The organism is Phaeocystidibacter luteus, assembly GCF_008933115.1.
Classification (GTDB): domain Bacteria; phylum Bacteroidota; class Bacteroidia; order Flavobacteriales; family Schleiferiaceae; genus Phaeocystidibacter; species Phaeocystidibacter luteus.
This window is the reverse complement of record NZ_WBVO01000006.1, coordinates 155,825-179,382: the sequence shown is the minus strand read 5'-3', so window position 1 is coordinate 179,382 and position 23,558 is coordinate 155,825. Positions and strand designations below refer to the sequence as shown.

The following is a 23,558-nucleotide window of genomic DNA, read 5'->3' as shown; positions in this document are numbered from 1 at the left end:
AGGTGGCGGTGATGGAGAAGGAGGACAGGGAGAATGTGATTGTGTTGTACAACGACGACGTGAACACATTCGACTATGTGATAGACTGTTTAATCGACATTTGTGAGCACACATTGGAGCAGGCGCAGCAGTGCACCATGTTGGTCCATTACAAGGGTAAGTGTGAGGTACTTAGCGGCAGTTTAAAGAAGCTAGAACCGAGGTGCAGTGCGTTATTGGAGGCAGGTTTGTCTGCAGAAATTCACTAAACCACTTGCGGGAATAAAATAGCAGCGTATATTTGCAGCCCCTTAAGCAACAAACCCGCTTGGGGTCACCGGCTGGACAGCCGAATACATATACGGATGGCTCCGTAGCTTAACTGGATAGAGCACCTGACTACGGATCAGGAGGTTCGGGGTTCGAATCCCTGCGGAGTCACTTTACTGAAAGTCAACTACTTAGCAATTAGGTAGTTGACTTTTTTCTTTCCCCACATTTTCCCCACATCGTCGCTCAGCCCAGTGCTGGTGCGGGATACAGCGATTTTCAGTTTTAAGAATTTAACAAACAAAAAATCGCTTTTCGTTGATAATCAGCAAGATATGAAAATCACTAGATTATGGGGTGGCGAACAGAATTTTGTGAGGGAGAGGCAATATTTTGATGAAGGTGGAGTGGGAGGTACAAGATTTTGTGAATCAACTTCTAGACAACGGAATTAGAGTTGATGCACAATAAGCACATACGAGAATTGGATTTGAAGATTCTTACCTTGGGTCTCAATGAATAAAGAAGAATTGAGGAAGTACATCCTCGAGGGAGTTGTTACCGACCTATCTCATGCTTTCAGATCTTATTATTCCTATAATAGAATAGCTGGCAGAGCTAAACAAGTTAACAACTCTTCAAAACATTGGAAGGACCTATTTGCCACTCATCAGAAGCAAGCATTTCGTGAAATGGTGATTTCATTATCAAGGGTGTATGATAAGAAGCGGGGTAAAAACAAGACTGTATGCCTAGACTCTGTTCTTTCACTCTGTGCTGACAAGTCCGAAAGCTTGCCTATCAACGAGCCATATCAAGTTCAAGAGTTAATGAGACAAGAAAGATGGTTAGCTAATCATACAAGTTTGGCACTGGAAACTAGTTCCTCAAGATTGATAGAACTTTTGCAATTGTATCATGAACAGCAAATTATTAATGAGCCGCTCGCTTCAATTATTACTTATATGAAGTCATTCAGAGATAAAGCTCTGGCTCATAGAGACCTTGATTACATAGCGGAGAATCACAGTATTCCTAACTATTTGAATTTGGCACGGCATGCGATGTATATGTCTTCCATACTTGGAATTGCATTTGAAGGCGTGTCGTATGGTTTTGGTGATGATGATTCATTAGTTGAAGATGATGCAAGAAGAGGAAGTATCTATATCGACCGGTGCCTAGATGAATTGCTAGATACAGAGGGCAATTCGAAATAGGTGAGGTTGCAATTAATTGTAGTACTTCAATTCTTTTTTGCAATATCCTCTTCTAAGACTCTTTTTATGCCATCACCATTGTCAATACACCATTGGACCTGCAAAAGCTCTCTCAATCGCAGAATATGCGGTCTTTGCTTTGAATATATGCCTTCAACCATGTAGTAATTAGAAGGATCAATGCGCCAGTCTCTCGTTTTACCATTGTCACGAATCGTGAACCTCTCAAACCATCCATCTACAGGAGATTCTTCATGGTCGATGGAATAGTAGCATTGATTCTCCAAAGCGTATTTGACTTCTTCAATTTCGTTCTCGGTCAATTGAGGAAATTCAATTACTTGCGTGTAACGCTCTACTGGATGAAAGTCGGTCAATTGAATGTCGCAGTATACCCAAGCGGTTAGTCTACCATCGTGGTGGAGGTAAAGCTTGAAGGGTTGACCTTCTCCGAATTCGGCAGGGTGGTAGATGTAGAGGAGCATACAATATAGTACTTATGCCTCATATTTCTTATAGCAAGGATAGCAGATAGGTTTATCCATTGTTGTGAATTCAAATTCACCACAACTATGGCAAGCAGTTTCTTCATAATCACGGTTCGCATATCTAGACCATGAGTTAAAGCAGTCAATGCAATAAGGTTTGTCTATGTTGTAAGGAATTCGGTCCTCACATCTTATACAATAACCGCGTTTCGGTTTCTTACTTTTATTGTTTTGTGAGTCACTGCTAGTATTGAGTTTCCTTTTTGTCTTGAAGAGCTCGATAGATTCTGAATGCTGAATAATCGATCTGGCTTCTCTTACAGCCGCCTTGTAAAGCTCAGAATCTTCAGCACTTGAGATAAATACACCCATTTCACGATTGTTCTTCTCTGAAAACTCATACATGTTCATTGAAGTGAGAACCATGGCCTTCTCGTTAAAATAACATTTGGCATGAAGGTTTTCGAAATAATAGAGTTCCAAATTCGAAATCTGGGCTAATGAGTTTCTTTCGTTTGGCTTTAATTCATCTTTACCAAAGACGATTTGAATTTTCACTTTATGAGCTGCAGCATCCTTAAGTCTTTCAAGAAAAGTTTTTGAAATCTGTAAATAAGGAGAGACTAATGTGAGTGTTTGCTCGGCATGCGTTATAATATGTTCAATTTGATAGGAAGTCCCATTTGTTGTTAGGAATGAAGCCATTTATGAAAGAGCGATTTAGATAATTAAGACTAAGTTGGATTGTGCAATGATGTGGCAATCCTGAATTGTAAAGTTACAGTGCTCAAAACCGATTTAGAAAGCCTCGAGCGCATTTTACCATCGCTTTTTAAGAGCTCAATTCTAAGAGTCGATAATTGAGTGTGTTGAGAGGATGTTAGTGCTGTAGTGCTTTTGTGTAGTGATCCTGTGATTTCGCTGAAAGTACCTGGATATACCAAAGTCACATGTGCAATGTCATTCTCAGGTACCGTCTGCGCATAACTATGCATCTGATGCACATCACTCATACTCGGCCTTCCATCCTTAGGAATCTTCCATTTGGTATCCCAAACCAGTATGGTGCCGTCAAGCTTGTTAGTCAGAACGATATCAGGTCGAATGGTTCTCCAACTTCCTGATGTGCCTTGACGGTAGAAGGGGTACGTATTCTGTCCTTCCACTTTCCAATGGTCGGGTAGGTCCTTCTTAAGTCTGTGTAACACCCATCGCTCCCACAAATCATTCATGTCGAACACAATGGCCAACAACTCGTGCTTACCACTTCGGATGTCTGGGTGGTATTGCAATAAGATGAGCTCTGCAATCTGTATAGCTCGTTTGTAAGGCTCTGATTTCCGGTCGAAGTTGAGCTTCTCGAAAGTGGATGATTCTATCCTGACCTTCTTTTGCTCCGGGAAATGAAGTAGGAGGTTGCCACTCCAACCGCGAGTACTCGATTTCATTCCGGAATTAGCCACCACTTCCAGTGTCTGAAGTAAAATAGAGTGGAGGAGGTGCTGTTGGTCGTATACGGTATGACGCGTATAGAAGCGCTCTTTGTGAACTAGGTTTTTCCGCAAGTGCTGACTGAACACTAAAGAGCCTTTCAGTGCCTTTACATTGCCTTCTTGCTTTCGGTACCGTTTGATTAACCCTCGATGAATTAAGGTTTCTACTTCGGATAGGAATAGATCAAAATAGATATCTAGAATAGACGATTTATGTCGTCGCAGTTGAGCATTTTGACTCGCGCTTACAGGAAGATCACCGACGGTTTGTAGCATATCGATAAGCACATTGCGCCAGACGCTTTTCTCTTCGCTATAAGATGCTCTATCCACTTTTGGTAAAACCTCAATGCAGAGGTCGCCTAAGCTGATGGCACCCACGTAGTTCTTGAAGTGAATGCTGTTGTGGCCCAGGTCGTACCAATCGACCTCGTACTTTTCCTTGTACCGTGACATTAACTCAAAGTGTGATTTCTTAAATTCCACACCTTGAGCCCCTTTGGCGCCAATCTTCAGCTTTTGATATTCAAAGACTTGGATGATGTCCATTATTCGACTTCTCCTAAGATTCCCTCCTTAATTGCTTTCATAAAGGCATCAGCTTCATCTGGAACACGAATCCGTATCTTCTCACCATCATATCCATCTGGAGTATTGCCGTTAGACCATGGATTGGAAATCTCTTCAACAAATCCGTCTCCAAGCACAGCTTTTATTTCTTCAGGAGCGTTGAAGAAGTACTCTTCTAAAAGGGGTACAACCTTATTCTTGAACACTAAACGCAATTCTTCTGTAGTGTCAACCCTCATGAAGTAAGCATGACCAATGGTGTGGTCTTTGTCCTTTAGCCAGGTTAAACGCGCGTTTATGACCTCGAGCATTTTGCTCATGGAGATATCCTCAACCGTCCCGAGTTTCTCAGGTTTGGGTCCCACTTCTACGAATTCAAAACGACGTCTTAAGGCACTGTCTAATGCTTCAACGGAGCGGTCGGCGGTGTTCATGGTGCCGTAGATATCCAAATTGCTTGGAACCGAGAACTTCTGTTTGGAATAGGGAAGCGTGACCGAAATTTCATTTTCTTCACCTTCCCGTTTATCGGCTTCGATGAGGGTGATCAGCTCACCGAAAATGGCGGCAACGTTGCCCCGATTGATCTCATCTATGAAAATGGCATAGCGATGGTCGGGATCAGATTTGGCCAATTGACATATCAATTTGAATGCGCCAGATTTGATTTCGTAGCTCAGTTGAGTTGAAGATTCCTGGCCTTCGTTTTCATCAAGAGTGGGCTTAATTCCTTCGACAAAGTCCTCATATGTAAAAGATTGATGAAAAGTGCAGAACATATATCTGTTAATCGCTGGTGATTCTGAATTATTCTCATTGATTGACCTTCTTAATTCGAGAAGACTCTGGCCAATTTCTGAGAAGGTATCTCCAAGCAAGTACCAGTTGCTATTTTCATCTTTATCAAAGAGAAAAGGAAAGCTTCTGTCTCTAACATTGACCGTCTTAGAATTCTCGTTTGAATGGTTCTGAAGTGAACCCCACACCGTTCTTCTAGGTTCCTTGGAAGAATTGATTGCAATTTTCTCTTTGACCCATCTATTTTCAAGAAGAGTAGAAACATCACATGGACCATCGTCGACAAGTCCTAATGCTAGAACTTCCCACCATTTCAAATTTTGAACAGCTGTATTTATTAGATCTTTCTCGCTCACGTTGTCTGAAACTGAGCTGTACTGGCTGAATAGGTTTTCTTTGAGTTCATAGGTTTTTCCAGTCCCAGGTGGGCCAAAATATATTCTATTTGTGGCTTCAACGCTATCTTGTTTCATGGCTGGTTGTGTCTTAGAGGCAGGCAATGATTCCTCCGTTAAGAGTTTAGCTAATAAGGATGAGTCTAATGCAACTCTGTAAATCCATGGATTGAATCTGCCCTCATTCCTTTTCCGATGTGGAGATGATTCATACTGGCTGAGTGTCTTGGTAATCACTTCCTGAGCTCGAGTGAAGAGTATATCTATTTGAGATTTATCAGATACGTCAATAGTTTGGAATTCTTTCCCTTGTGCGTTTCCGAGCGTGTTTTCAGAGACGACAAAGCCTAATTGTGTATCAGATTTCTTTGATTCGATCCAAATGCCGTAATGTGAGCCGAAAGTTGCATGAATAAGCTTGCTATCTCTGCAAGAATAGTACGTTCTTGGATCATCCTCAGTCAGCTTGTTACTCTTAATAATAACCTGCAATCGTTTAAAGAAGTCAGTGACCTCGGCTGTGTTATTTATTCTTTTCACAGTCGAAACTAGCTCTTCCCACAATGGGTCTGAATTGTTGTCTGATTCAATCTGACTTCTAACTCTTTCAATTGAACTTTCCAATATTGAAGTCGGGATTTCTAGAGTTTCAATTTTCGACTCCTCGATGATCCGGTTGATCTTAGGCAGGAAGTCTTTTATGAAAACTTCTAGTCCTTCAATACCATTCGTGGTGGGATTGTCCCACTGGTAGCGTGTAGGTCTTGTTTTTTCAAGCTGAGGAAACTCCTCTTTGATTTTGTGATAAACTTCAATCTCTTTCTCCTCCCGCTTGGTAGGTTTGTATGGGAAGTTTATCTCGAAAGTTGTCCCATCAGGATTGCCCTGCTTGTCGAAGTGTTGAACCCAGCCAATGGATCGGGTCATGTTTTGTCCGCCAGAGCCATTATGAAAGGAGATATATGCATAAGAGGCTGTTCCTTGAAAAATGAGCCCAGCTTTTGTTTTTTCGTTTTGGCGTTGGCGAATCCAAAACTTTGGTCCGTTTTCTTCTTTGAATTTGTGACTTAAGAATTCAAAAATATCACGGTGCCAGAGTATTACACTTTCAGGGATGTTTTTCATTGGAGAGAGTGTCGTTGGTTTAGAACCGAGAAGATAAAAACTAATCCAATAACATTCATCTGATTTGTACCTTCAAGTCAAAACTTGAGTATGCAATCAGAACCTCTCTCACAACTTTTACCTCCATCCCTCCCAACTCCAGAAGACGGCAATTTCCCACGCATTTACGAAGAGGATTGGCTTCCCGGCCTATCCTATTTCCGTCATCTGACTAGAGGAGAGGATGCCAAGTACAATATGTCCGACTTTGGCTATGTCAAAGGGAGTCGTCCCAATTTCAATGCCTTCGCACGCCGGTTAAGAGTGGCTTGCTCTATAGAAGTCAGCTTTTCAAAAATGGGACAAGACACGGCCAATGGATATGCAGCACTTACTAAGCATTTTTTGATGTTCTCGGCATTTGAAAGATATGCAAATGAAGTAGTAGGGGTAGCAGAACGTCGCTATGAAGCAGCGCTCCCCAAAGCAGATCCTGAGGAGTTTAAATACATCCATCGCTTCATGAAGGAAATTGATGAAGGTGATGCTCTGTGGAATTGGCTGATGGACCAAAAAGCCAATCATTATCAAGGACAATCGTTGCTCTCCTTTCGTAATGGTTTTGACCCGATGAAAGCGGTGTATGTGTCGGCCATGCTACGGAATTCTTTTGCACATGGCGTACTGACTGCTCATCCCGCTGGTACGGCACCAGGTTGTGTGGAGCAGTTAGCAACTAGGTTGACGGAAAGGTTGTACAGAGGGATGTTGCAGGATTTTTGGGCGAGGATGAGAGAATAAATGAGAGAGTATGAAATGGGAAAGTATCCAGAACAATTCAGATGAAATTCTAGCCTCTGGACTTGATTTGTTGAGAAAGTCTGGCAAGTTTAGATTCGAGGAAGTCATGGATGATAGGCAAGGAAATTATCTTGTTTCATCTCAAGGCTTCAATTATGTGGGTGAAGCTAGATGCCTAGCTCAGCGAATTAGGCAGCATTCTAAGCCCAAAACATCAACATTTTACAAGAATTATCTAAAACTATCGGTTGATAGAAACCTGAGGCCAATTGAACAATTTAGAGTACAATTACTCCCGAATACCCTTGGACGAAAAGAAGTCGAAGAGTTTGGGATAGTTAATATTCCAGCCAATCTAAATCGGTTCCAGCTTGGTAAACGAGATGTATTTTCCAAAAAAGTCACAAAGATCTTGTGGGAAGAGGTACAATCTAGTGCAAGTGGGTTAATCAGAGATGGAGCGAAGAAAATTTCCAGTTTACCTGAGCAAAGCTGGGAAGCTGCGACTGTCGCCCCAGTTCCAGGTATATATGTTGTTGAGCATAAAAAGCATGGAGTAGTCTATATAGGAGAGAGTTCCAATGTTTATGACCGTTGGGTTACTCATTCTAGTCGAACATACTTCTCTGCTCTAAGGAGAAGTGTGGCTACACAAATTTTTGATTTTGAGCTATACAGCAAGAATGGAAAGAAAAAGTATCTACTCGATAATCAAGATTATGCGGTCAGTATGTTTTTGAAACAGTGTAGCTTTAAATTCATGCCTGTTAAGCTCGGTCGATATGAACTTGAAGAATTTCTGATAATGACTATCTCACCCAAGTTGAACATAAAATAGCCTCACCGACACCCCTTGGCGGTCACTCCTTCTTCCTTTGCTCAAAATCAAATGAGCATGGAACAGAAATTTACACTTCCGAGTAAGTCGGACAAGGAGTATCAAGAGAAGTTAGGTCGCTTGAATAACGCGCAACTAAGGCTAAAGTCGGAATTCATTGGTATCGATATTCAAATCGATCAAGTGATTGATGCTATTCGGACATGGTACCTCTTTCCTGGAGTTCAAGAGCGTCCTACCGTTATCAACTTATGGGGAATGACCGGGGTAGGTAAAACGGATTTGATTACCAAGCTAATTGAATACCTCGGGTTGACGGAAATGTCGGAGACCATCGATTGTACGGATAATTCGATGGTGGATCTTCGCTTCGAAGAAGTGCTAACGGACTTTATCGCTAAGAAAAATGATAGCCGTGCTGTGGTGGTCATGGACGAATTTCAGCATTTGAAAAGTCGCGGACGAAAAGGAATAGAGATACTTGATAACAGTTCGTTCTGGCAGGTATTAGATAGAGGCAAGTTCATCAAATCAATTCGTTGGAGCGATATATATGACTTGAAGTATACACTCGAAAATCTCAAGCGAGTAAAAATCATGATCGATAGGAGCACCAAACTATCCTATCGAGCCGGCAAAGTCATTGGGATCGATGAGATCAGAGGCGATAAGTTTGTTGAATCTTACTTTCAGGGACAATCTGCATTCAACCGACTTTCGGAGGCAGATTTCATAGCTCCCGGCACACGGTCAAGGGTGGAGACGATTTTAGAAACTAGGCTACCCCACAAAGAACTCGAAGAACTGTTCTATGATGTAACGATGGATGAATCGTTGGCCATTCTCGAACGAGCGATTCAAGAAGGGAAACGTCCAAAAACTATAGACTGTCCAGATGTTTTGATCATCACCCTAGGGAATTTGGATGGTGCATACAGCATAACGGGCAGTGATAGTACCGATGTGGACGCAGATGCGCTTCACGACAGAACGTCTAAAATCACTTTCAACCAGATTCACAATGCTCTCTTGTACAGATTTAGACCTGAACACATTGCTCGGTTAGGAAATCAGCACATCATCTATCCAACCCTGTCAAGGAAGGCTTTTGAGGGCTTGATACAGCTCTACTTAGACCGATTTAAGAAGCAACTTGAGACGGAATACTTTCAAGGAGTTGAGGTGAATATTGACAAGAGCCTAGCGGACTTGATTTATACTGAGGGTGTCGCGCCTGCCATGGGGGTGAGAAATGTGAAGAACACATTTGAACGCATCGTGGATAGGCAATTAGGTGGGTTGATAGAACTCTCGGTTGATAAAGGCTTCAGTTACTCGAAGTTGAGCTTTGATGTAGAAGAGAACTTCCTACACATTGAATGGGAGTCAACGACCCGCGAGTGTGGTCAGTTGATAAAGAAACTACACCTCCCGATTTACGAGGCCAGAAAGCGTGTGACAAATGACCAGAGAGCTCTACATTCAGTACATGAAGCTGGACACGCTATAGCCTCTTACTTTGAACTGAATGAAGTACCTCTTCAGATGAGTGCCACCTCGTATGATGGAAATGGAGCCTTTGTGATGTTCAAGCCAAATGACAGAATTTTAAACTATCGAAGGATAATGGCAAGGGGCGTGATGTTGGCTGCTGGGCTTGTAGCTGAGGAGATGTTCTTCGGTAGTGAAGAGCGAAGCGCTGGTTCACAGAGTGATTTATTGAACCTAACTTCATTGGTGAGGTGTGCAGTAACCGACTATGGGATGGGGAAGGAGCTCTATCCAGTTTTCATGATTGAACCAGATGTAATTGATCGAGTTGAAGATCCAAATCATGAGGTAGGTGAGCAAATCAAACGCATCATGAACAGGTGTAAGCGACAAGCATATGAGCTCTTGAAGAGAGAAACTAGCTTGTTGAGGATATTAGCTCATAAACTGTACGTACAAGGTACACTGAGTGAAAAGGAAATCCACCGAATCATTACAGAAAACATCTCTTCACCGATTGTCGAGGAGTCGGAAAGTCAAGGATATGCCGATAAACTCCAGTTGTCATTGCAAATGAATGGAGAGTGGAAACTCGCAGCCTTGGATTAAAGTACCTCTAGATTTCCCTCATGCATTTTGAAGAGCTGCTTGAGTTCGTAATTGGGTCGAACGGCAATTTGAAAGTAGACCCACTTATCATCTTCTTGATAGACGTTCTGACTTGAATGAATAGGCTGATTCTCGATGTAACCTGCTGTGTGCTTACGCACTCTAAACTTCACTAGCTCTTTCTTCGACGATTCTGAGTAATTGAGACCGACGACTTCGAATAGCTCTTTAGGCAGTGCTTGGGTACGCTCGAATGTTGTGGGCTTCACATCAAGCTTTTCAATCCGCTCTATGCTCAGGGATCGAAAGTCATTCTTTGAAGGCACCCAAAGGTATACGTACCAACGGTTGAGGTATTCGATCAACCGGTAAGGGTGACCTTCATAGGATGATGATTTACCGCTATAAGTACTGAAGTAATCTGAAATCACAACCTCGCGGCGATTCACCACTGCTTCGTAAATGCGTGATAGTACATTTTCTCCGAATTTGATTTTTGGGGATTTGGAGATAATGTGCTCACTCATCAACTTGCCTTCACGAACGGCGTCCAGCATTTGATGACTCAGGAGAAGCGTGTTGCTCATGTGATAAAAGAGATCCACTTCTTCTGTGTTGGCATTTTCTAAAGTGTATCCTTTTCGACCTTTGTCGTAATCTATGTCAATCAGATAGTCTTCTCGCAATGCCTTCATGTCGCGATTCAGCGTACGTTCAGAGCTTGAGTCGTTTTCCATCCCGAGTTTATCCAACAAGTTGGAAGTTGTCGGATAGTTCCCTTTTCCAACTTCGTAAAGGATAGTCTGTAGACGCTTAATTTTTAAGAGTGCTGGATTCATCGAGTGTTGTTTTTGGGAACCAGATCCAACCTTCTTTTTTGATGTCGGATGGATTATAGAAGGCGTCCTTACCTAAGCTTAAATTATTTGGAGAAGGATCAACGCATTTATCTTCCAGAAAGTCAACAGCGGTAAGAGCACAAATAATGGCATCTTCAAAATGAGGAACGCGACTAACAGGTAGCTTATACGTACTGAGTTCTGCAGATAGTTTTATCAATTGCTTTATTCGAGAGTGGTCTAATCGACTATTAGATTCTGCTGCAGTTATAGTATTAGAAATGATACCGTTTCTCTTGCCAATGGGGGTAGGGCTGTTGGACCAAGATTGGACAGTCGCAGCTGGATAGACCTCAATAATGCCCTGTGAAAATGACTCGTGCTTTGGCTTACTCCACAACATAAATGGTAGGTGGGAACCTTCAAGAAGCAAATTCAACTCGTAAGCGGTGTCAAATGCTGTTCGTGCCAATAAATTAGATGTGACTTCCAATGGCTGTATTCTGAGACTAGGGTTTGAAGATCTGTAGTACTCAATAAGAAATCGCTCACATTGTCTTTTGAAAAATGCGTCTTTTAACTCCTTCTTGTCGATACAAGTAATAGGCTGTGCCGTCGACGGAATTGGTGACTCCCATGCGTCAATAAATGTAACAGGCCAACCTAATGGGCAGTCTATAGCAAGAAGGAAGGGAAGATCTTCAGAGTTATGGTTTTGTATTGCATTACGTATTGCCATCCCTGGGCTAGATTTGCTCGAAGTGAGTATCGGACGAAATTCCTCAATGGACTTGTTGGTTAAGTTGTACTTGAGCTGGATTAGTCCGTTATCTCTACTTGCGCAAGCAGCGTCCCATCCAATAATAAATACCGATTTTGGCATTGAGAGCGGTTTTTAAATACAGCCAATAAGGTACCCTTTTCTCATTAGAAAAATTCTATCTTCGATAGCCTAACCAACCACCTCTCTCATGACCAACTACCGACATGTTCTGTCCAAATCTCGCTATGTAAGCGGTCTCCAGTGCGAAAAGAAATTCTGGATAGAGAAGAATCAAAAGGATTTAGTACCTCTGGTTTCTGCTGCGGATCAAGCTCGCTTTGATGCGGGTCATGATATTGGAGCACTGGCACAGCAACGCTTTCCAGGTGGAAAAGATGCTACACCTGAGGAGTTCTACAATTGGGGTCCCTCATATGAGAAAACCAAACAATGGATAGAGGAGGGTGAGAGCGTTATTTATGAGGCCGCCTTTTTCCATGAAGGTTGTATGGCGGCACTTGATATCTTTCTCAAAGTAGGAGATGAAATTCACGCTATTGAAGTGAAGAGCTCTACTAAGGTTAAGCCTTATCACTTAACCGACAGCTCTTATCAGTATCATATCATGAAGTCGGCAGGCTATGAACCCGACCGATTTTTCTTGATGCACATCAATAACCAGTATGAGCGCAATGGAGAGCTTGACTTAGAACAGCTTTTTACGCTTAGCGATATTACAGAGGAAGTTCTTGAACTTCAAGAGGGTATTGAAGACCGCATAGAAAACCTGAAGCTTGTTCTCCAGCAGCCTGAGCGACCAGAGGTTCAAATTGGGCAGCATTGTGGAGATCCTTTTGATTGCTCATTGAAGTACATGTGTTGGAAAGATGTGCCCAATCCCAATGTTTTGAGTATTCCTTACTTAAAAGACAAGTGGGCCTTGTTCTTTGAAGGCAAGCAACGGTTTGAGGATTTGGAAGAAAGTATGATAAGTCCATCAGCACGTCCGCTTTGGCGTGGAGTAGTGCACGGAGAATCAATACTCAAGACCGAGAAGCTAAAAGCGTTCTTAGATACCTTGGAGTATCCGCTCTACTTCTTCGATTTTGAGACCATAGCGCCGGTAGTGCCTTTGTATGATGGTACTCGTCCATATCAAGCTATTCCAGTACAGTATTCCGTGCAAGTAGTAATGGGTGATGGCGTTGACCCTTATGAGTACAATTTTCTTGCATCATTTGGGAATGGAGAGTTGCCCTATGAAGAATTGTTGCATGCCATGTTAAAAGACCTCGGCACCTCAGGGACAATTTTAGCATACAATCAAGGATTTGAAAAAGGGAAGATTAAACTACTCGGCAGCCTTTTCCCAGAACACAAAGAAGCATGTGATAAACTCCTTGCTCGCTTCAACGACCTCATTATTCCATTCAAGCAAAAAGCTTGGTACAACCCAGACATGATGGGTTCCGCGAGCATCAAGCAAGTATTCCCATCTGTTTGTCCGGATGACGACGGCTACAGTGCTCTGGATATTGCTGAAGGGGGAACCGCTTCCAAAGAATTGCTCGCCTTAGCCCAAGGAACTGTACCTAAAGATGAGGTAGAAGCCTTGCGTGAAAAATTGTTGGCCTATTGTGAAATGGACACTTGGGCGATGGTGAGGATTTGGGAGGAGATGGGAAAGGTTGCTAATTAGGATTTAATTAGGAGATAAGATGTCAAAGGAAATTGACTTATCTAAACTTGATTCTAAGACAGTTAGAAATCAATACTGCGAGAAATTTGATGAGCTACTCGCAATCCTTATAAAACACGACCCCTTAGGATTGATAGCTTTGGGAGCGCCAGAGGACGAATACGATCCTGAGGTGAGAACAATAATTGTTCAGCTTGAAAAGCAGATGAATAGGACTGAAATTGGAACCTTGACTCAGGATGAGTATCTAAGGTGGTTTGATGATGCAGGTTTGCTCTCTCAATCTCTTTTAGAGAAAATAACCAATGATGTTTATATCTGGCTTAATGATGAGTCATTATAGTTCCTTGTTGCCAACAGGAAGCTTCTCTTGACATTTAACATATCGAGTAAGAATCTCTGTTTCCAATGATGCCGGAGTGTGTCTAGGATGCTCAGAACCTATGATAAAGCAATGTATAATTAAGTTTTTGTAGGGAATGGTTTTCGAATAGGCATCGATTGCAAATCTCTCTTTGCGCTGCACGCTTGAATTCGAATACTTTGTGCCAAAACGAAAGGTGAATTGATTTGTCCCATCCATTTCAGAATTAGCAAATCTATAGGGTGTCCATCTTTGTGTTCGCTTTGCAAAACTTCCAGCATTAAATCCAAGTGGTTCTCCGAAGGGTTGTTTGAACTTTCCTGTTTTCCCTACATAGAGCAGGTTATTGGCTTCGGTTGTTGAATCTTGCCACACGGCATATACACCACTTCCATCTGGCCATTTAATAGACTGGGACTTGACTTCGGCTTTCTTAAAAGATGAGTTGTCTTTAAAGTCGGATAAGGTTGACTGATAATATTTTATAAATGACATTGTGAGTAAGAGCTTATCTCGATAATGAAGATTAACAGGTGTTAAGGGAATAGAACAGAGGAGAAGACATCTGATTGGATGCAGATCAATTTAATTTCAAACAGTCATTTGTTTACCATAACAACTCTTCTTCAAGTTCATCCTCATCCTTTTCATCTGGTTCAGCTGTATACAAACTTTCATCTAGTCCCCATCTGCCTAAAATCCACTGTTCAAGTTCAACCTTTCTATGTTTACACTCGGCTATAGTCCAGTCGCCATACTTTGATATTTCTCGCTCTTGTCTGATGTCCGAGTTAGCATAGCAATGACCTTTACCTTGACTACCTTTCTTCCGGTCGAATTCAAAGTTTCTATAATGCGAATTATCTCGTGTTAGCACAATGTTTGAAATATGATGAAGGTAATGCTTGATATCCTCTTCGGACCATTTCTGTAACCAAAGGGAATCTAATTCAGGGGTTTGAGGTAAAATATGTTCGAGTGTGGAGTCGGAAAGGTCCTTCCATGATAGTTTAGGTTGAGCGCCTTTTCCTTTTTTATTTAGTAGTTCAATTTCATACTCGTATAAAGTGTATTTAAGGAGTTTGCGCTGGCGATACCAATTTGTAAAAGTTGTGGTCAGTTCTGTTTTGAAATTATCCTCTTCTGAATAGAACATAATTCTAGTCTTAATTTCCTTTTGAGCTTCATTCAAATCTAGGTTGCCTTGATAGATATTATAACCTAAATGAAATAATTTGGCTTGACCGGCATTACTTCTTCTGCGCGCCCAAAGAAAAACTCTATATGAGTATAGCTCAATAGTTTCTAGAAGGTTAAGGTAATGTGCAATATCACAATGGCCATTAATTACTTTTTGTCTTGAAGCTGTTATGAGTGGCAAGAAAATACTTGTATTACCGGTATTCTTGATTCTTACAAGTCTCTCATATTCTCCGGGGATATTGGGATCTAATTGCGGGTTAGTTATTCTGGAATAGTGATAGGAGAACTCCTTTAATTCAGAAGCGAGTTTCTCAATGAAGAGATAAGTGTCTTGCTTACTCTTTTTAGAAAAATCTCTTAATGGAATTGCGGAGGGCGCTTTAAAGCCAACATAGCCTTTCCAATTTTTTGGCGTTGGAGATTGCAGCAAAGTCCAAGCTATTCTTAAACATTGGTCTTCATTTCCATTTGCGGATGCAATATTTAGGTATACATCCTTCCAAGCTCTATTAATACTGTCAGTTATAGTTTCTCTCTTGGGTTCACCAGGAACATTGCGGTATACCCAATGCATAAGGTAGTTTTTCAGTAATTCAAGAACAGAAAGCCCTTTTCCGCGCGAATTCATTAATTCGAAGGTCATTCCAATTTCACTTTCATCGTCAATGATGTAGTGCGAAAAATGGAGTTTTCTGGTCAGTGCGTCGTACAATTCTTTTAGGTACCCTATTTTCTCCTGCCTAACAGTCAATTGTTCGGAGATATGTTTATTCAGAGTGTTGAAGGCATATTCTAGTCTTTTTTGATGAATATTGATAGGAGTTATCGATGAGCTTCCATTTTTTAAAAGATCGAGAAAGAAGTCTTTGCTGTCATTGTTTAGTCTGAGTTTTGGTTTATTGCCAGAGTGAACGAGACTGGAGATGTTCTTCTCGTACTCTTGCTCAGCCTGAGCCACTAATTGCCTTAGAATGATAGACAGATAAAGTTGACATGTTGTAAGTCGTTGTTGACCATCCACAATTTCGAATATTTCAAGTTTATCCGTTCCAAAATATTCGGTTCGCTTGTCCTTAGGTTGGAAGAGAACTATAGTTCCAGTATAATGACTTCTAATCTCCTCATCAATTAGAGCGTCTATATCTTGTGTGAAATCCAGTAGTTGCTTTTGTTCCCATGCATAGCCCCTCTGATAATCGGGCACACTGAATAATTTACCATTGAATAATTTGGAGAGCGTTATTTTTTCCATAGTTCATTCGGGTTACAATCTGGTTGAAGTTATATATTAAGTTCTTTCCTTAACCCATAATATGAACTAGCACTGTTTATGGACTTAGTTTCAAGAATAAAAAGGTCTTTTATTATTGGGGTATTTAGGTTTTCATCAATTCCCGATTTCCAAGCTTTCCAAACTGATTTTGGAATCCTACCTCGAGAATACCATAAATACTCCTCCGCGCATAAGTTGAAATAATCAATTATTATCTTAGTATCTCTTTCTTTTAATGATTCTGATCTTTTGCGAATATCCAATATATCATCATTGAGTTTGTCGTAACGAGTATTAAAGGCTGTGAAGAGTTCTTGGAATAGCCTATCATACTCTAGTTGATATCTGATTAGTCCTAAATATAGTGTTGCCAACCCACCAATGCTAGCGAGAAATATATTGGAATCATACGAGTAATGTATGTACGTATATATACTAATCGAAAGGCATATACTGAACAATAACGCCCATTTGTAGGTTCTTACCAGTTTTATCATCTTATTGGGTTTTCCGTAGCCTATTATAAACTTTATTCAACAAGTAATCCTTCACCAACCCTCCAAAGTCTTTATCATCCATCATCTTGCTGAAGATGTCCTGGTTTTGGTCCATGCGAGCGATTAGCTTGTCCATAAAGACATCATCAAAACCAAACTTGAAGTTGTCCATGGAATTGTTTTGGGCCTGTTGGGTGAGACGAGCATCAGCTATGAGCTCTTCCTCTATTTGATCAAAGAATAGCTTATCTGCATCATTGAACTCTGTTCCAAAGCGGTTATTCAAAACATCAATAATCTCAGACAATGCAGCCTTCTCTTCTTTATTGGCTAATCGAATTCCTGCATCAGATCTTCCGTCCAACCCATATTCTTCCTGATCCTCCAAGACTAAACTTTGCTCAGCAATTTTCTGAAGTCGGTAATACTCCAATGAAACCTCATCACCAAGCTTGAACCGGTCTGCCTGATTCTTTCGGGGTAGTTTCTTGAGTAAGAATCTTGAGTAGGTGAAAAGCTTCTCCAGGTCAACGTCCGTGAAAGGCATGATTTGAGAAAGGAAGGAATACAACCGAGTGAAGGATTGAAGGGTATTCTTGAAGCTTTCTTGAGTTACCTCATTGCCAATCACATCTTCATCGCTGCTTTCTTCAGGCAGCTGTTTGAATCGCTCCACAGCGGGATCAATAAAAGCATTGAGCTTCCCTTGTTCTTTTACAGAAAGAGTCTTTGCCGACTTGAAAAAGACATTGCAGAAGGAGTTCACTTCCGTCTCCCAGATCACTTGTGCTTTTTCAATCTCGCTCTTCAAATCATAGAGGTGATTTGGGTCGGTGGTTTCCTCAACGGTGGTAAGTTCATAGTAAGGCTGGAACGAGTTGGTGATTTCTTCTGCCTCATTGGCGAAATCCAAAACGAAGGTGTCTTCCTTTCCTGGATGCATTCGATTTAAGCGAGAAAGCGTTTGAACGCATTTGACACCACTTAATTTCTTGTCGACATACATCGTATGAAGGAGAGGTTGGTCAAACCCGGTTTGATACTTGTCCGCTACCAATAGAATTTGGTATTCATCCGTTGAGAATTTCTTTGGCAACTCTTTCTCTTTAAAGCCATTCAATTCAACTTCAGTCACTCCATCAGGGTAGCTGTCGTAAATCACCTTACCAGAAAAGGCAACCAGCGTTTTGACGTCTGTGTAACCTCTTGCTTTGATATATTTGTCAAACTCCTCTTTATAGCGAACGGCATGAAGCCTTGATCCGGTAACAACCATGGCTTTGGCCTTGCCACCAATCCTCTTGGATACCACCTGCCTGAAATGCTCTACCATCACCTCAGCTTTCTGGGCCAAGTTATGAGGGTGAAGTGAAAGGAAACGCCCAATGGCTCGGGCAGCCTGCTTCTTGTTCACATTGGGGTCATCCTCAATTTGCTTGGAGAGCTTGAAATAGGTTTTGTAGGTGGTGTAGTTTTTCAATACGTCCAGAATGAAGCCTTCTTCAATGGCTTGTTTCATGGAGTAGAGGTGGAAGGGTTTTGGGATACCGTTGGAATCCGGTGTGCCAAACACTTCAATGGTCTTGGGTTTTGGTGTAGCTGTGAAGGCAAAGAAGCTGAGGTTGTCTTGCTTGCCTCTGGCTTCCATAGACGTTCTGATTTCATCTTCAGCATCCTCGTCGAGACCGCTCGACATATCTTCTTCAATAGCTTCCTCAAGCGACTTGGCAGTCAATACCTCCTTCATTTTCTTGGTGGCTTCACCTCCTTGAGAAGAATGCGCCTCATCAATGATTACGGCATACTTTCGGTTTGGTATTTCGCCAATTTTATCCAGTACAAAAGGAAACTTTTGAAGAGTGGTGATGATGATATTTGATCCTGCTGTGATGGCATCAGCGAGCTGTTGTGAGTCTTTGTCAATCTTCTGGACCACACCATCCTTGTGTTCAAACTGATGGATGGTGTTTTGCAACTGACTATCTAAAACCCTTCTATCCGTGATGACAATCACCGAATCAAATACTCTTTGGTCTCCTTTGTCATGCAAGCTCGATAGGCGATAGGATAACCAGGCAATGGAATTGGACTTTCCTGATCCGGCTGAGTGTTGGATGAGGTAGTTGCTTCCTGCACCTTTTTCTCTGGCGTCCTGGGTGAGCTTTCTTACTACCTCCATTTGATGGAAGCGGGGAAAGATCATTGTTTCTTTCTTCTTGCGGACTCCATTAAGCTCAAACTCTATCACATTGAGGTGAAGAAACTTGCCAACAATGTCCATCAAGCTGTCTTTGGTCCAGACATACTCCCAAAGGTAGGAGGTTCGATATCCATCTTTGTTTGGAGGGTTTCCTGCACCGTTATTGTAACCGAGATTGAAAGGAAGGTAACGAGTCTTCTTTCCTGCCAACTTAGTGGTCATGAATGCCTCATCCGTATCAACGGCAAAGTGGACCAATGAACGTTTCTTGAATTGGAAGATGGGTTCATTAGGTTCACGGTCATAGACATACTGTTTTTTAGCGTTGGTAACGGACTGACCTGAAAACTGATTCTTAAGCTCAATAGTGGCTATCGGCAGACCATTCAAGGCCAACACCATGTCCAAAGAGTTTTTGCCTTGACGCTCATAATAAAGCTGCCTGGTAACGGATAGATGATTCTTTCCATATAGTTCAACTGCTTCGGGGTTTAAGCTGCTCTCGGGCATGTAAAAGGCCATTTTGAACTTAACCCCATAATCAGTGAAGCCATGCCGGAGAACGTTCAATGTGCCTTTGTGATTCAATTCACGGATCAATCGACTGATCACTTTCTTTTCTACCTCATCCTTGTGGATGTTGGTGATCTTCTCCCAAGCTTTTGGCTGTGAATTTTGGAGGAATTGGGTGACATAGGAAGGGAAGATGCCTAATTGAGGGTCAAAATCTTCTGAATTCCCTTTTGAATATCCACCTTGGTTGAGGAGGCTTTCCTCAATCGCAGCCTCAAAGGTGGTTTCTGTATGTATTCCGTGTGCCATAGGCTTATATTCTATTCCGGTATTACCTCATCCCTGACATCTACTTTGCCGGTAACCACTTCACTGATGAGAGCGGTTCTGTATTCCTGGAGTAATTCGACCTCTCTTCTAATGGCCGAGAGTTTTTTGTCATGAGATTTGATTCTTTCTTCGATCGCAAATAGCAGTCTTTCTTGTTCTTTTTTTTCTATTGGGAACGCAACTTTCATCTTGGCAAGCCGAGTTATGTAAATATGCTTGATAGTGGTACCTCCGGCATCAAATTCCATTTTAGTTTGATAGTAACTTGCTCGAAGAAAATGAAGAAGTAAATCTGGAATGAGTTTGTCTGGATCAACTCGGATTACTGCAACAGACTGGTTAATACAAACATCTTCTCTATCACAGATTGCCACTCGTCCAAGAGTTCCGTCTTTGGTGATTAAAATATCCTTCAGAAAGGGCTTACTCTTTTTTGTAAGAAGATTATCGTAGGCATCCTGTTCGGTTCTTCTCGCATTCTCATAGTCTATGAAGCCGTCTTTTATATCATTGGCCGTTAGCATATATGGGCCTTGACTTGTAGTTGGCATAGGGTTCGTGAAGCCATAGGATAGATAGTTGCTTATGAGACTAATTCTCATTATCTCCCAATGCTCCGGTATCTCACCCAGCCATTCAATACCTGAATCCTTCATTGGTACATTAGGGTTTAAACCTTTGGTGACTGCCTGGTTGATGATGGCCGTTCGCTCTTCTTCCAGTAGATCAATGAGTCGCTGCTTCTTTTCAATCAACGCATCAATCTTGGCTGTTTTGTAATCGAGGTAGCGAGCGATTTGGGTTTGTTCTTCTATGGATGGCTTGAGGATTAAAGCATTTAGAAGAGATTCTTGCCGCAGGTTTATTCTCGTGAATCCTCGGCCTTCAATACTTATCAAGTTTCTGTGAATATCTCCGAATAATAGATAGTTTAAATACTTTGGATCGAAATCATCCCTTGAAACCCGAAACCCTTTGCAAAAACTGTTTAGATAAACACTGTTTAGATCATCGTTCAGTAGAGAACATTTGCCTAAATCTTCCCTTCCTTCTGAACTCATCAGAAAGAATAAATCGCCCTTTCTTACTTCATTTTGTCGCTCCCCTTCTTGAATCTTCACAAACTGGAGGTCATCGGTATTGATGTAGGTGTTTTTAAAGACGTTCGTGAAAGGAATAAATGAGCGGTTATTGGGGTGTCCAAGATCATTGAAATCATTACCTGCCTTTCCCGTCAAACCTCCGTATAAGTTGCCAATAAACCTTAACCGAGATTTTTGCCAACTCTCAGGAAATTCTACCTCAATTATTCCGTTTGTGCTTTGATATGATGGATACCTTTTCATCTACTCAACTACTTCCTTAATTAATTCCTCTGTATCCTCTTCCAAGGCCAAAATATCAGCACGTATCTCCTCCAATGAACGAAGCGGCTTGTATTGGTAGAAATACTTCGTGAAGTTGATTTCATAGCCCACATTGGTCTTTTTCTCATCTACCCAAGCATCGTGCACATGTGGCAATACTTCTCGTTCCATGTATGATTGAATGTCTTCCTTGAGCGGTATGTTTTCCGTATCCCTCAAGCTGGAATCAGGCTTGGGATTGCCACTTCGATCTAAAACCGGTTTACCATTTTTGAGGGTAGGCCGTTCAACGGTCACCTTTCGATAGCCAAAGTCTTCATTGTCGAAAATCTTGCAGTAATCCCCTTCTTCAAATGCCCCATAAATTTGCGTGATGTTTTTGATGTGGTCATCGCTAAGTTCGTTTCGCTTATCACCCAATGACTTGCTCATTTTCTTGTAGAAGTCCACTGCATTAATCAACTGAACCTTTCCTTGTCGCTCTTTCGGTTTGTGGTTGCACAGAATCCAGATGTAGGTTGCAATACCGGTATTGTAAAAGAGTTGGTTAGGCAATGCCACAATGGCTTCCAGCATATCATTTTCAATCACCCATTGGCGGATGCTGCTTTCGTTTTTCTTGCTACTTGGTGAGCCGGAGAAGAGTGGTGATCCATTGAAAACAATGGCCAGACGTGAACCTCCTTCGGATTTCGGTTTCATCTTACTTATGAGGTTCATCAAGAAGAGGAGTGAACCATCACTCACGGATGGTAATCCTGCTCCATAGCGGCCACCATGGCCCATTTCATTATGCTCATCTTTCACCTCTTTTTCTACCTTTTTCCATTTTACACCGAAAGGTGGGTTGGTGATGAGGTAGTCAAACTTGTGATTGATGAATTGATCCGGCTTTTGCTTTTCAGAATCTTTGCGCTTGAGAGAGTTCGCTCGTTTAATGTTAGAAGGGTTTTGCCCCTTAATCAACATGTCTGATTTACAGATAGCATATGACTCGGGGTTGATCTCCTGCCCAAATACTTCCAGTCTGGCATCCGGATTTAGTTCGTTTAAGTATTCCTCAGCTACGGACAGCATTCCACCCGTACCGGCACAGCAATCAAAAATGGTTTTCACAATGCCTTTCTGGGTAAGGATGTCACGGTCATCCATGAAAAGCAGGTTCACCATTAATTTGATTACCTCCCTTGGAGTAAAGTGTTCTCCGGCTGTCTCGTTAGAAATCTCCGCAAACTTTCTGATCAACTCTTCAAACATGTATCCCATTTCCATGCTTGAAATGCGAGAAGGGTGGAGGTCTACTTCCTGGAATCGCTTCAATACCATGAAAAGGAGATTGGCATCATCGAGCTTGGTGATCTGGTTATCAAATTCAAATTGCTCAATGATTTCCCTTGCATCTTCAGAGAAACCGTTGATGTAGTTACGGAGGTTGGAGGCAATGTTGTTGGGGTCAGCTACCAACTTGTCAAAATCAAACTTGCTCCTGTTATGGAAGTTGTATCCGGCAACCTTATTGAGAATAGGGTCAAGGTTTTGGATATTCATGCTCTTTACTTGCTCGTACTTCTTGATAACATCACTCTTTGTTGAGTCAAGAACACAATCGAGCCTTCGGAGCACAGTAAGAGGAAGGATTACTTTTCCGTAGTCGCTTTGTTTGTAATCTCCACGGAGTAGGTCTGCAATAGACCAAATAAAATTTGCAGATTCTTTGACGTTTGTCATCTATGTCTTCTTGAGAATTATTTAGGTATGCCTAACTGGCAATTTTTAGAATGATTTCAGTTCCGGTTAAGATTCCTGAAAGGCTATAAAGGTCGGTATTCACCGTGGAAATTGTTCGATCAAATTTTGTTAGCTTCCCTAATCATAAGGAATAGTTGATAAATCGACTTCTATTACATTCGAAGCAAATCCCGCTCAAATGATAGTTGAACTCTTTCAAATATCCTGCGCCATTGCACCTGCTGCACAGAGTGAGTTTTGGAATTTTACGACCATCACTTGAATAAACGGGAATGGTTTCTTCTTCATGTAAATCAGAGTGGCAAGTATTACACAGTGTGATTAATGCGTGGTCTTCATATTCCCACGGTAGCTTGCCTTCAACATAATAGTTGTGATGCACGTGTAAGTTCACCATTTCTCTAGCAAAGATCACCTTAGGATAATTTGTATACTCGATTCTTCCATTGGGGTGTCTGACTTCCTGGAATTCATTTTCACCGAACCAGAAATGGTCATATTTCCCGGTGTTCTTGTTGTACTGTGAGCTTGTTGCAGTAGTTTCACACTTGCTGCATTTATTACCATCCCTTTTGATTATTTCTTTCCGACGAGATTGCCATTCTTGAGTGGACAGTAGTTCCTTATAAGTAGGGCTTGAAGTCTCTATGATGAGTTCTTTGTAGGTAGGGTGTGGGGCTTTGTTTGTAAAAGTCATGGACCGGT

Annotated in this window: 20 protein-coding genes and 1 tRNA gene; 8 read left to right on the top strand and 13 right to left on the bottom strand. The window is 41.7% G+C overall.

The genetic code is table 11. The features are described 5' to 3' along the window. Positions 1-11: 11 nt before the first annotated feature. The 3 genes from F8C67_RS09095 to F8C67_RS09085 all read left to right on the top strand — a co-directional run bounded on the left by F8C67_RS09095 (position 12) and on the right by F8C67_RS09085 (position 1,469). Positions 12-248 (top strand): ATP-dependent Clp protease adaptor ClpS, encoded by a 237-nt coding sequence (locus F8C67_RS09095; RefSeq protein WP_407675838.1) that lies wholly within the window; start codon positions 12-14, stop codon positions 246-248. Between the two features lie 98 nt (positions 249-346). Further along, positions 347-420, top strand: a tRNA-Arg gene (locus tag F8C67_RS09090). Between the two features lie 344 nt (positions 421-764). Continuing rightward, entirely contained in the window at positions 765-1,469 is a 705-nt protein-coding gene (locus tag F8C67_RS09085; protein WP_151667524.1) for a hypothetical protein, read from the top strand. 26 nt (positions 1,470-1,495) lie between these two features. Here the strand turns inward: F8C67_RS09085 and F8C67_RS09080 are convergent, their stop codons facing one another. From F8C67_RS09080 to F8C67_RS09065, 4 genes are read right to left on the bottom strand one after another with little or no spacing between them, the layout of a single operon-like run. Continuing rightward, positions 1,496-1,954 carry a hypothetical protein gene (locus F8C67_RS09080; RefSeq protein ID WP_151667523.1) on the bottom strand — a complete coding sequence of 153 codons (459 nt, stop codon included), beginning with the start codon at positions 1,952-1,954 and terminating at the stop codon, positions 1,496-1,498. 12 nt (positions 1,955-1,966) lie between these two features. Then, the gene (locus F8C67_RS09075) at positions 1,967-2,662 is read right to left on the bottom strand and encodes a phospholipase D-like domain-containing protein (protein WP_151667522.1); all 696 of its coding nucleotides are present in this window, start codon (positions 2,660-2,662) and stop codon (positions 1,967-1,969) included. A 29-nt stretch (positions 2,663-2,691) separates the two neighbouring features. Continuing rightward, positions 2,692-3,999, bottom strand: coding sequence for an McrC family protein (locus F8C67_RS09070; RefSeq protein WP_151667521.1), 1,308 nt, complete (start codon positions 3,997-3,999; stop codon positions 2,692-2,694). Further along, entirely contained in the window at positions 3,999-6,338 is a 2,340-nt protein-coding gene (locus F8C67_RS09065; RefSeq protein WP_151667520.1) for an McrB family protein, read from the bottom strand. The genes F8C67_RS09070 and F8C67_RS09065 overlap by 1 nt, the downstream gene beginning before the upstream one ends. A 90-nt stretch (positions 6,339-6,428) precedes the next feature. On the opposite strand from F8C67_RS09065, the gene F8C67_RS09060 reads away from it, so the two are divergent. Genes F8C67_RS09060 through F8C67_RS09050 form a run of 3 tightly spaced genes read left to right on the top strand, consistent with a single transcriptional unit; the run spans position 6,429 to position 10,056 of the window. Further along, positions 6,429-7,118, top strand: a complete 690-nt coding sequence (locus F8C67_RS09060; protein ID WP_151667519.1) for a hypothetical protein — start codon at positions 6,429-6,431, stop codon at positions 7,116-7,118. A gap of 10 nt (positions 7,119-7,128) precedes the next feature. Continuing rightward, positions 7,129-7,956 (top strand): GIY-YIG nuclease family protein, encoded by an 828-nt coding sequence (locus tag F8C67_RS09055; protein WP_151667518.1) that lies wholly within the window; start codon positions 7,129-7,131, stop codon positions 7,954-7,956. A 57-nt stretch (positions 7,957-8,013) separates the two neighbouring features. Next, entirely contained in the window at positions 8,014-10,056 is a 2,043-nt protein-coding gene (locus tag F8C67_RS09050; RefSeq protein ID WP_170266416.1) for an FtsH/Yme1/Tma family ATP-dependent metallopeptidase, read from the top strand. On the opposite strand, the gene F8C67_RS09045 is transcribed toward F8C67_RS09050, so the two are convergent. Then, the gene (locus F8C67_RS09045) at positions 10,053-10,895 is read right to left on the bottom strand and encodes a helix-turn-helix transcriptional regulator (protein ID WP_151667516.1); all 843 of its coding nucleotides are present in this window, start codon (positions 10,893-10,895) and stop codon (positions 10,053-10,055) included. The genes F8C67_RS09050 and F8C67_RS09045 overlap by 4 nt on opposite strands. Beyond that, positions 10,870-11,778: a DUF429 domain-containing protein gene (locus F8C67_RS09040; protein ID WP_151667515.1), complete on the bottom strand. Its 909-nt coding sequence runs from the start codon at positions 11,776-11,778 to the stop codon at positions 10,870-10,872. Before F8C67_RS09040 ends, F8C67_RS09045 begins: the two co-directional genes overlap by 26 nt. An 88-nt stretch (positions 11,779-11,866) precedes the next feature. On the opposite strand from F8C67_RS09040, the gene F8C67_RS09035 reads away from it, so the two are divergent. Next, the gene (locus tag F8C67_RS09035; protein WP_151667514.1) at positions 11,867-13,357 is read left to right on the top strand and encodes a DUF2779 domain-containing protein; all 1,491 of its coding nucleotides are present in this window, start codon (positions 11,867-11,869) and stop codon (positions 13,355-13,357) included. A gap of 19 nt (positions 13,358-13,376) precedes the next feature. Beyond that, a complete protein-coding gene (locus F8C67_RS09030) occupies positions 13,377-13,700 on the top strand; it encodes a hypothetical protein (protein ID WP_151667513.1) in 324 nt (107 codons plus the stop codon). Here the strand turns inward: F8C67_RS09030 and F8C67_RS09025 are convergent. From F8C67_RS09025 to F8C67_RS08995, 7 genes are all read right to left on the bottom strand, one after another. Next, the gene (locus F8C67_RS09025) at positions 13,695-14,216 is read right to left on the bottom strand and encodes a hypothetical protein (RefSeq protein ID WP_151667512.1); all 522 of its coding nucleotides are present in this window, start codon (positions 14,214-14,216) and stop codon (positions 13,695-13,697) included. The two genes, F8C67_RS09030 and F8C67_RS09025, sit on opposite strands and share 6 nt — an antisense overlap. A gap of 112 nt (positions 14,217-14,328) precedes the next feature. Beyond that, positions 14,329-16,176 carry a DUF262 domain-containing protein gene (locus F8C67_RS09020; protein WP_151667511.1) on the bottom strand — a complete coding sequence of 616 codons (1,848 nt, stop codon included), beginning with the start codon at positions 16,174-16,176 and terminating at the stop codon, positions 14,329-14,331. Positions 16,177-16,205: 29 nt separating this feature from the next. Continuing rightward, the gene (locus F8C67_RS09015) at positions 16,206-16,694 is read right to left on the bottom strand and encodes a hypothetical protein (protein WP_151667510.1); all 489 of its coding nucleotides are present in this window, start codon (positions 16,692-16,694) and stop codon (positions 16,206-16,208) included. Position 16,695: 1 nt separating this feature from the next. Next, positions 16,696-19,716, bottom strand: a complete 3,021-nt coding sequence (locus tag F8C67_RS09010) for a type I restriction endonuclease subunit R (RefSeq protein ID WP_151667509.1) — start codon at positions 19,714-19,716, stop codon at positions 16,696-16,698. Between the two features lie 11 nt (positions 19,717-19,727). Next, complete coding sequence (locus tag F8C67_RS09005; protein WP_151667508.1) at positions 19,728-21,083, bottom strand: restriction endonuclease subunit S; 1,356 nt, start codon at positions 21,081-21,083, stop codon at positions 19,728-19,730. Beyond that, positions 21,084-22,832, bottom strand: a complete 1,749-nt coding sequence (locus tag F8C67_RS09000; RefSeq protein WP_151667507.1) for a type I restriction-modification system subunit M — start codon at positions 22,830-22,832, stop codon at positions 21,084-21,086. 142 nt (positions 22,833-22,974) lie between these two features. Continuing rightward, positions 22,975-23,550, bottom strand: coding sequence for a hypothetical protein (locus F8C67_RS08995; protein WP_151667506.1), 576 nt, complete (start codon positions 23,548-23,550; stop codon positions 22,975-22,977). Between the last annotated feature and the right edge of the window lie 8 nt (positions 23,551-23,558).

Excerpts from the sequence above, each read along its gene's own strand:
- F8C67_RS09095 (WP_407675838.1), top strand. The coding sequence starts at position 12 with ATGGAGAAGGAGGACAGGGAGAATGTGATTGTGTTGTACAACGACGAC.
- F8C67_RS09085 (WP_151667524.1), top strand. The coding sequence starts at position 765 with ATGAATAAAGAAGAATTGAGGAAGTACATCCTCGAGGGAGTTGTTACC.
- F8C67_RS09080 (WP_151667523.1), bottom strand. The coding sequence starts at position 1,954 with ATGCTCCTCTACATCTACCACCCTGCCGAATTCGGAGAAGGTCAACCC.
- F8C67_RS09075 (WP_151667522.1), bottom strand. The coding sequence starts at position 2,662 with ATGGCTTCATTCCTAACAACAAATGGGACTTCCTATCAAATTGAACAT.
- F8C67_RS09070 (WP_151667521.1), bottom strand. The coding sequence starts at position 3,999 with ATGGACATCATCCAAGTCTTTGAATATCAAAAGCTGAAGATTGGCGCC.
- F8C67_RS09065 (WP_151667520.1), bottom strand. The coding sequence starts at position 6,338 with ATGAAAAACATCCCTGAAAGTGTAATACTCTGGCACCGTGATATTTTT.
- F8C67_RS09060 (WP_151667519.1), top strand. The coding sequence starts at position 6,429 with ATGCAATCAGAACCTCTCTCACAACTTTTACCTCCATCCCTCCCAACT.
- F8C67_RS09055 (WP_151667518.1), top strand. The coding sequence starts at position 7,129 with ATGAAATGGGAAAGTATCCAGAACAATTCAGATGAAATTCTAGCCTCT.
- F8C67_RS09050 (WP_170266416.1), top strand. The coding sequence starts at position 8,014 with ATGGAACAGAAATTTACACTTCCGAGTAAGTCGGACAAGGAGTATCAA.
- F8C67_RS09045 (WP_151667516.1), bottom strand. The coding sequence starts at position 10,895 with ATGAATCCAGCACTCTTAAAAATTAAGCGTCTACAGACTATCCTTTAC.
- F8C67_RS09040 (WP_151667515.1), bottom strand. The coding sequence starts at position 11,778 with ATGCCAAAATCGGTATTTATTATTGGATGGGACGCTGCTTGCGCAAGT.
- F8C67_RS09035 (WP_151667514.1), top strand. The coding sequence starts at position 11,867 with ATGACCAACTACCGACATGTTCTGTCCAAATCTCGCTATGTAAGCGGT.
- F8C67_RS09030 (WP_151667513.1), top strand. The coding sequence starts at position 13,377 with ATGTCAAAGGAAATTGACTTATCTAAACTTGATTCTAAGACAGTTAGA.
- F8C67_RS09025 (WP_151667512.1), bottom strand. The coding sequence starts at position 14,216 with ATGTCATTTATAAAATATTATCAGTCAACCTTATCCGACTTTAAAGAC.
- F8C67_RS09020 (WP_151667511.1), bottom strand. The coding sequence starts at position 16,176 with ATGGAAAAAATAACGCTCTCCAAATTATTCAATGGTAAATTATTCAGT.
- F8C67_RS09015 (WP_151667510.1), bottom strand. The coding sequence starts at position 16,694 with ATGATAAAACTGGTAAGAACCTACAAATGGGCGTTATTGTTCAGTATA.
- F8C67_RS09010 (WP_151667509.1), bottom strand. The coding sequence starts at position 19,716 with ATGGCACACGGAATACATACAGAAACCACCTTTGAGGCTGCGATTGAG.
- F8C67_RS09005 (WP_151667508.1), bottom strand. The coding sequence starts at position 21,083 with ATGAAAAGGTATCCATCATATCAAAGCACAAACGGAATAATTGAGGTA.
- F8C67_RS09000 (WP_151667507.1), bottom strand. The coding sequence starts at position 22,832 with ATGACAAACGTCAAAGAATCTGCAAATTTTATTTGGTCTATTGCAGAC.
- F8C67_RS08995 (WP_151667506.1), bottom strand. The coding sequence starts at position 23,550 with ATGACTTTTACAAACAAAGCCCCACACCCTACCTACAAAGAACTCATC.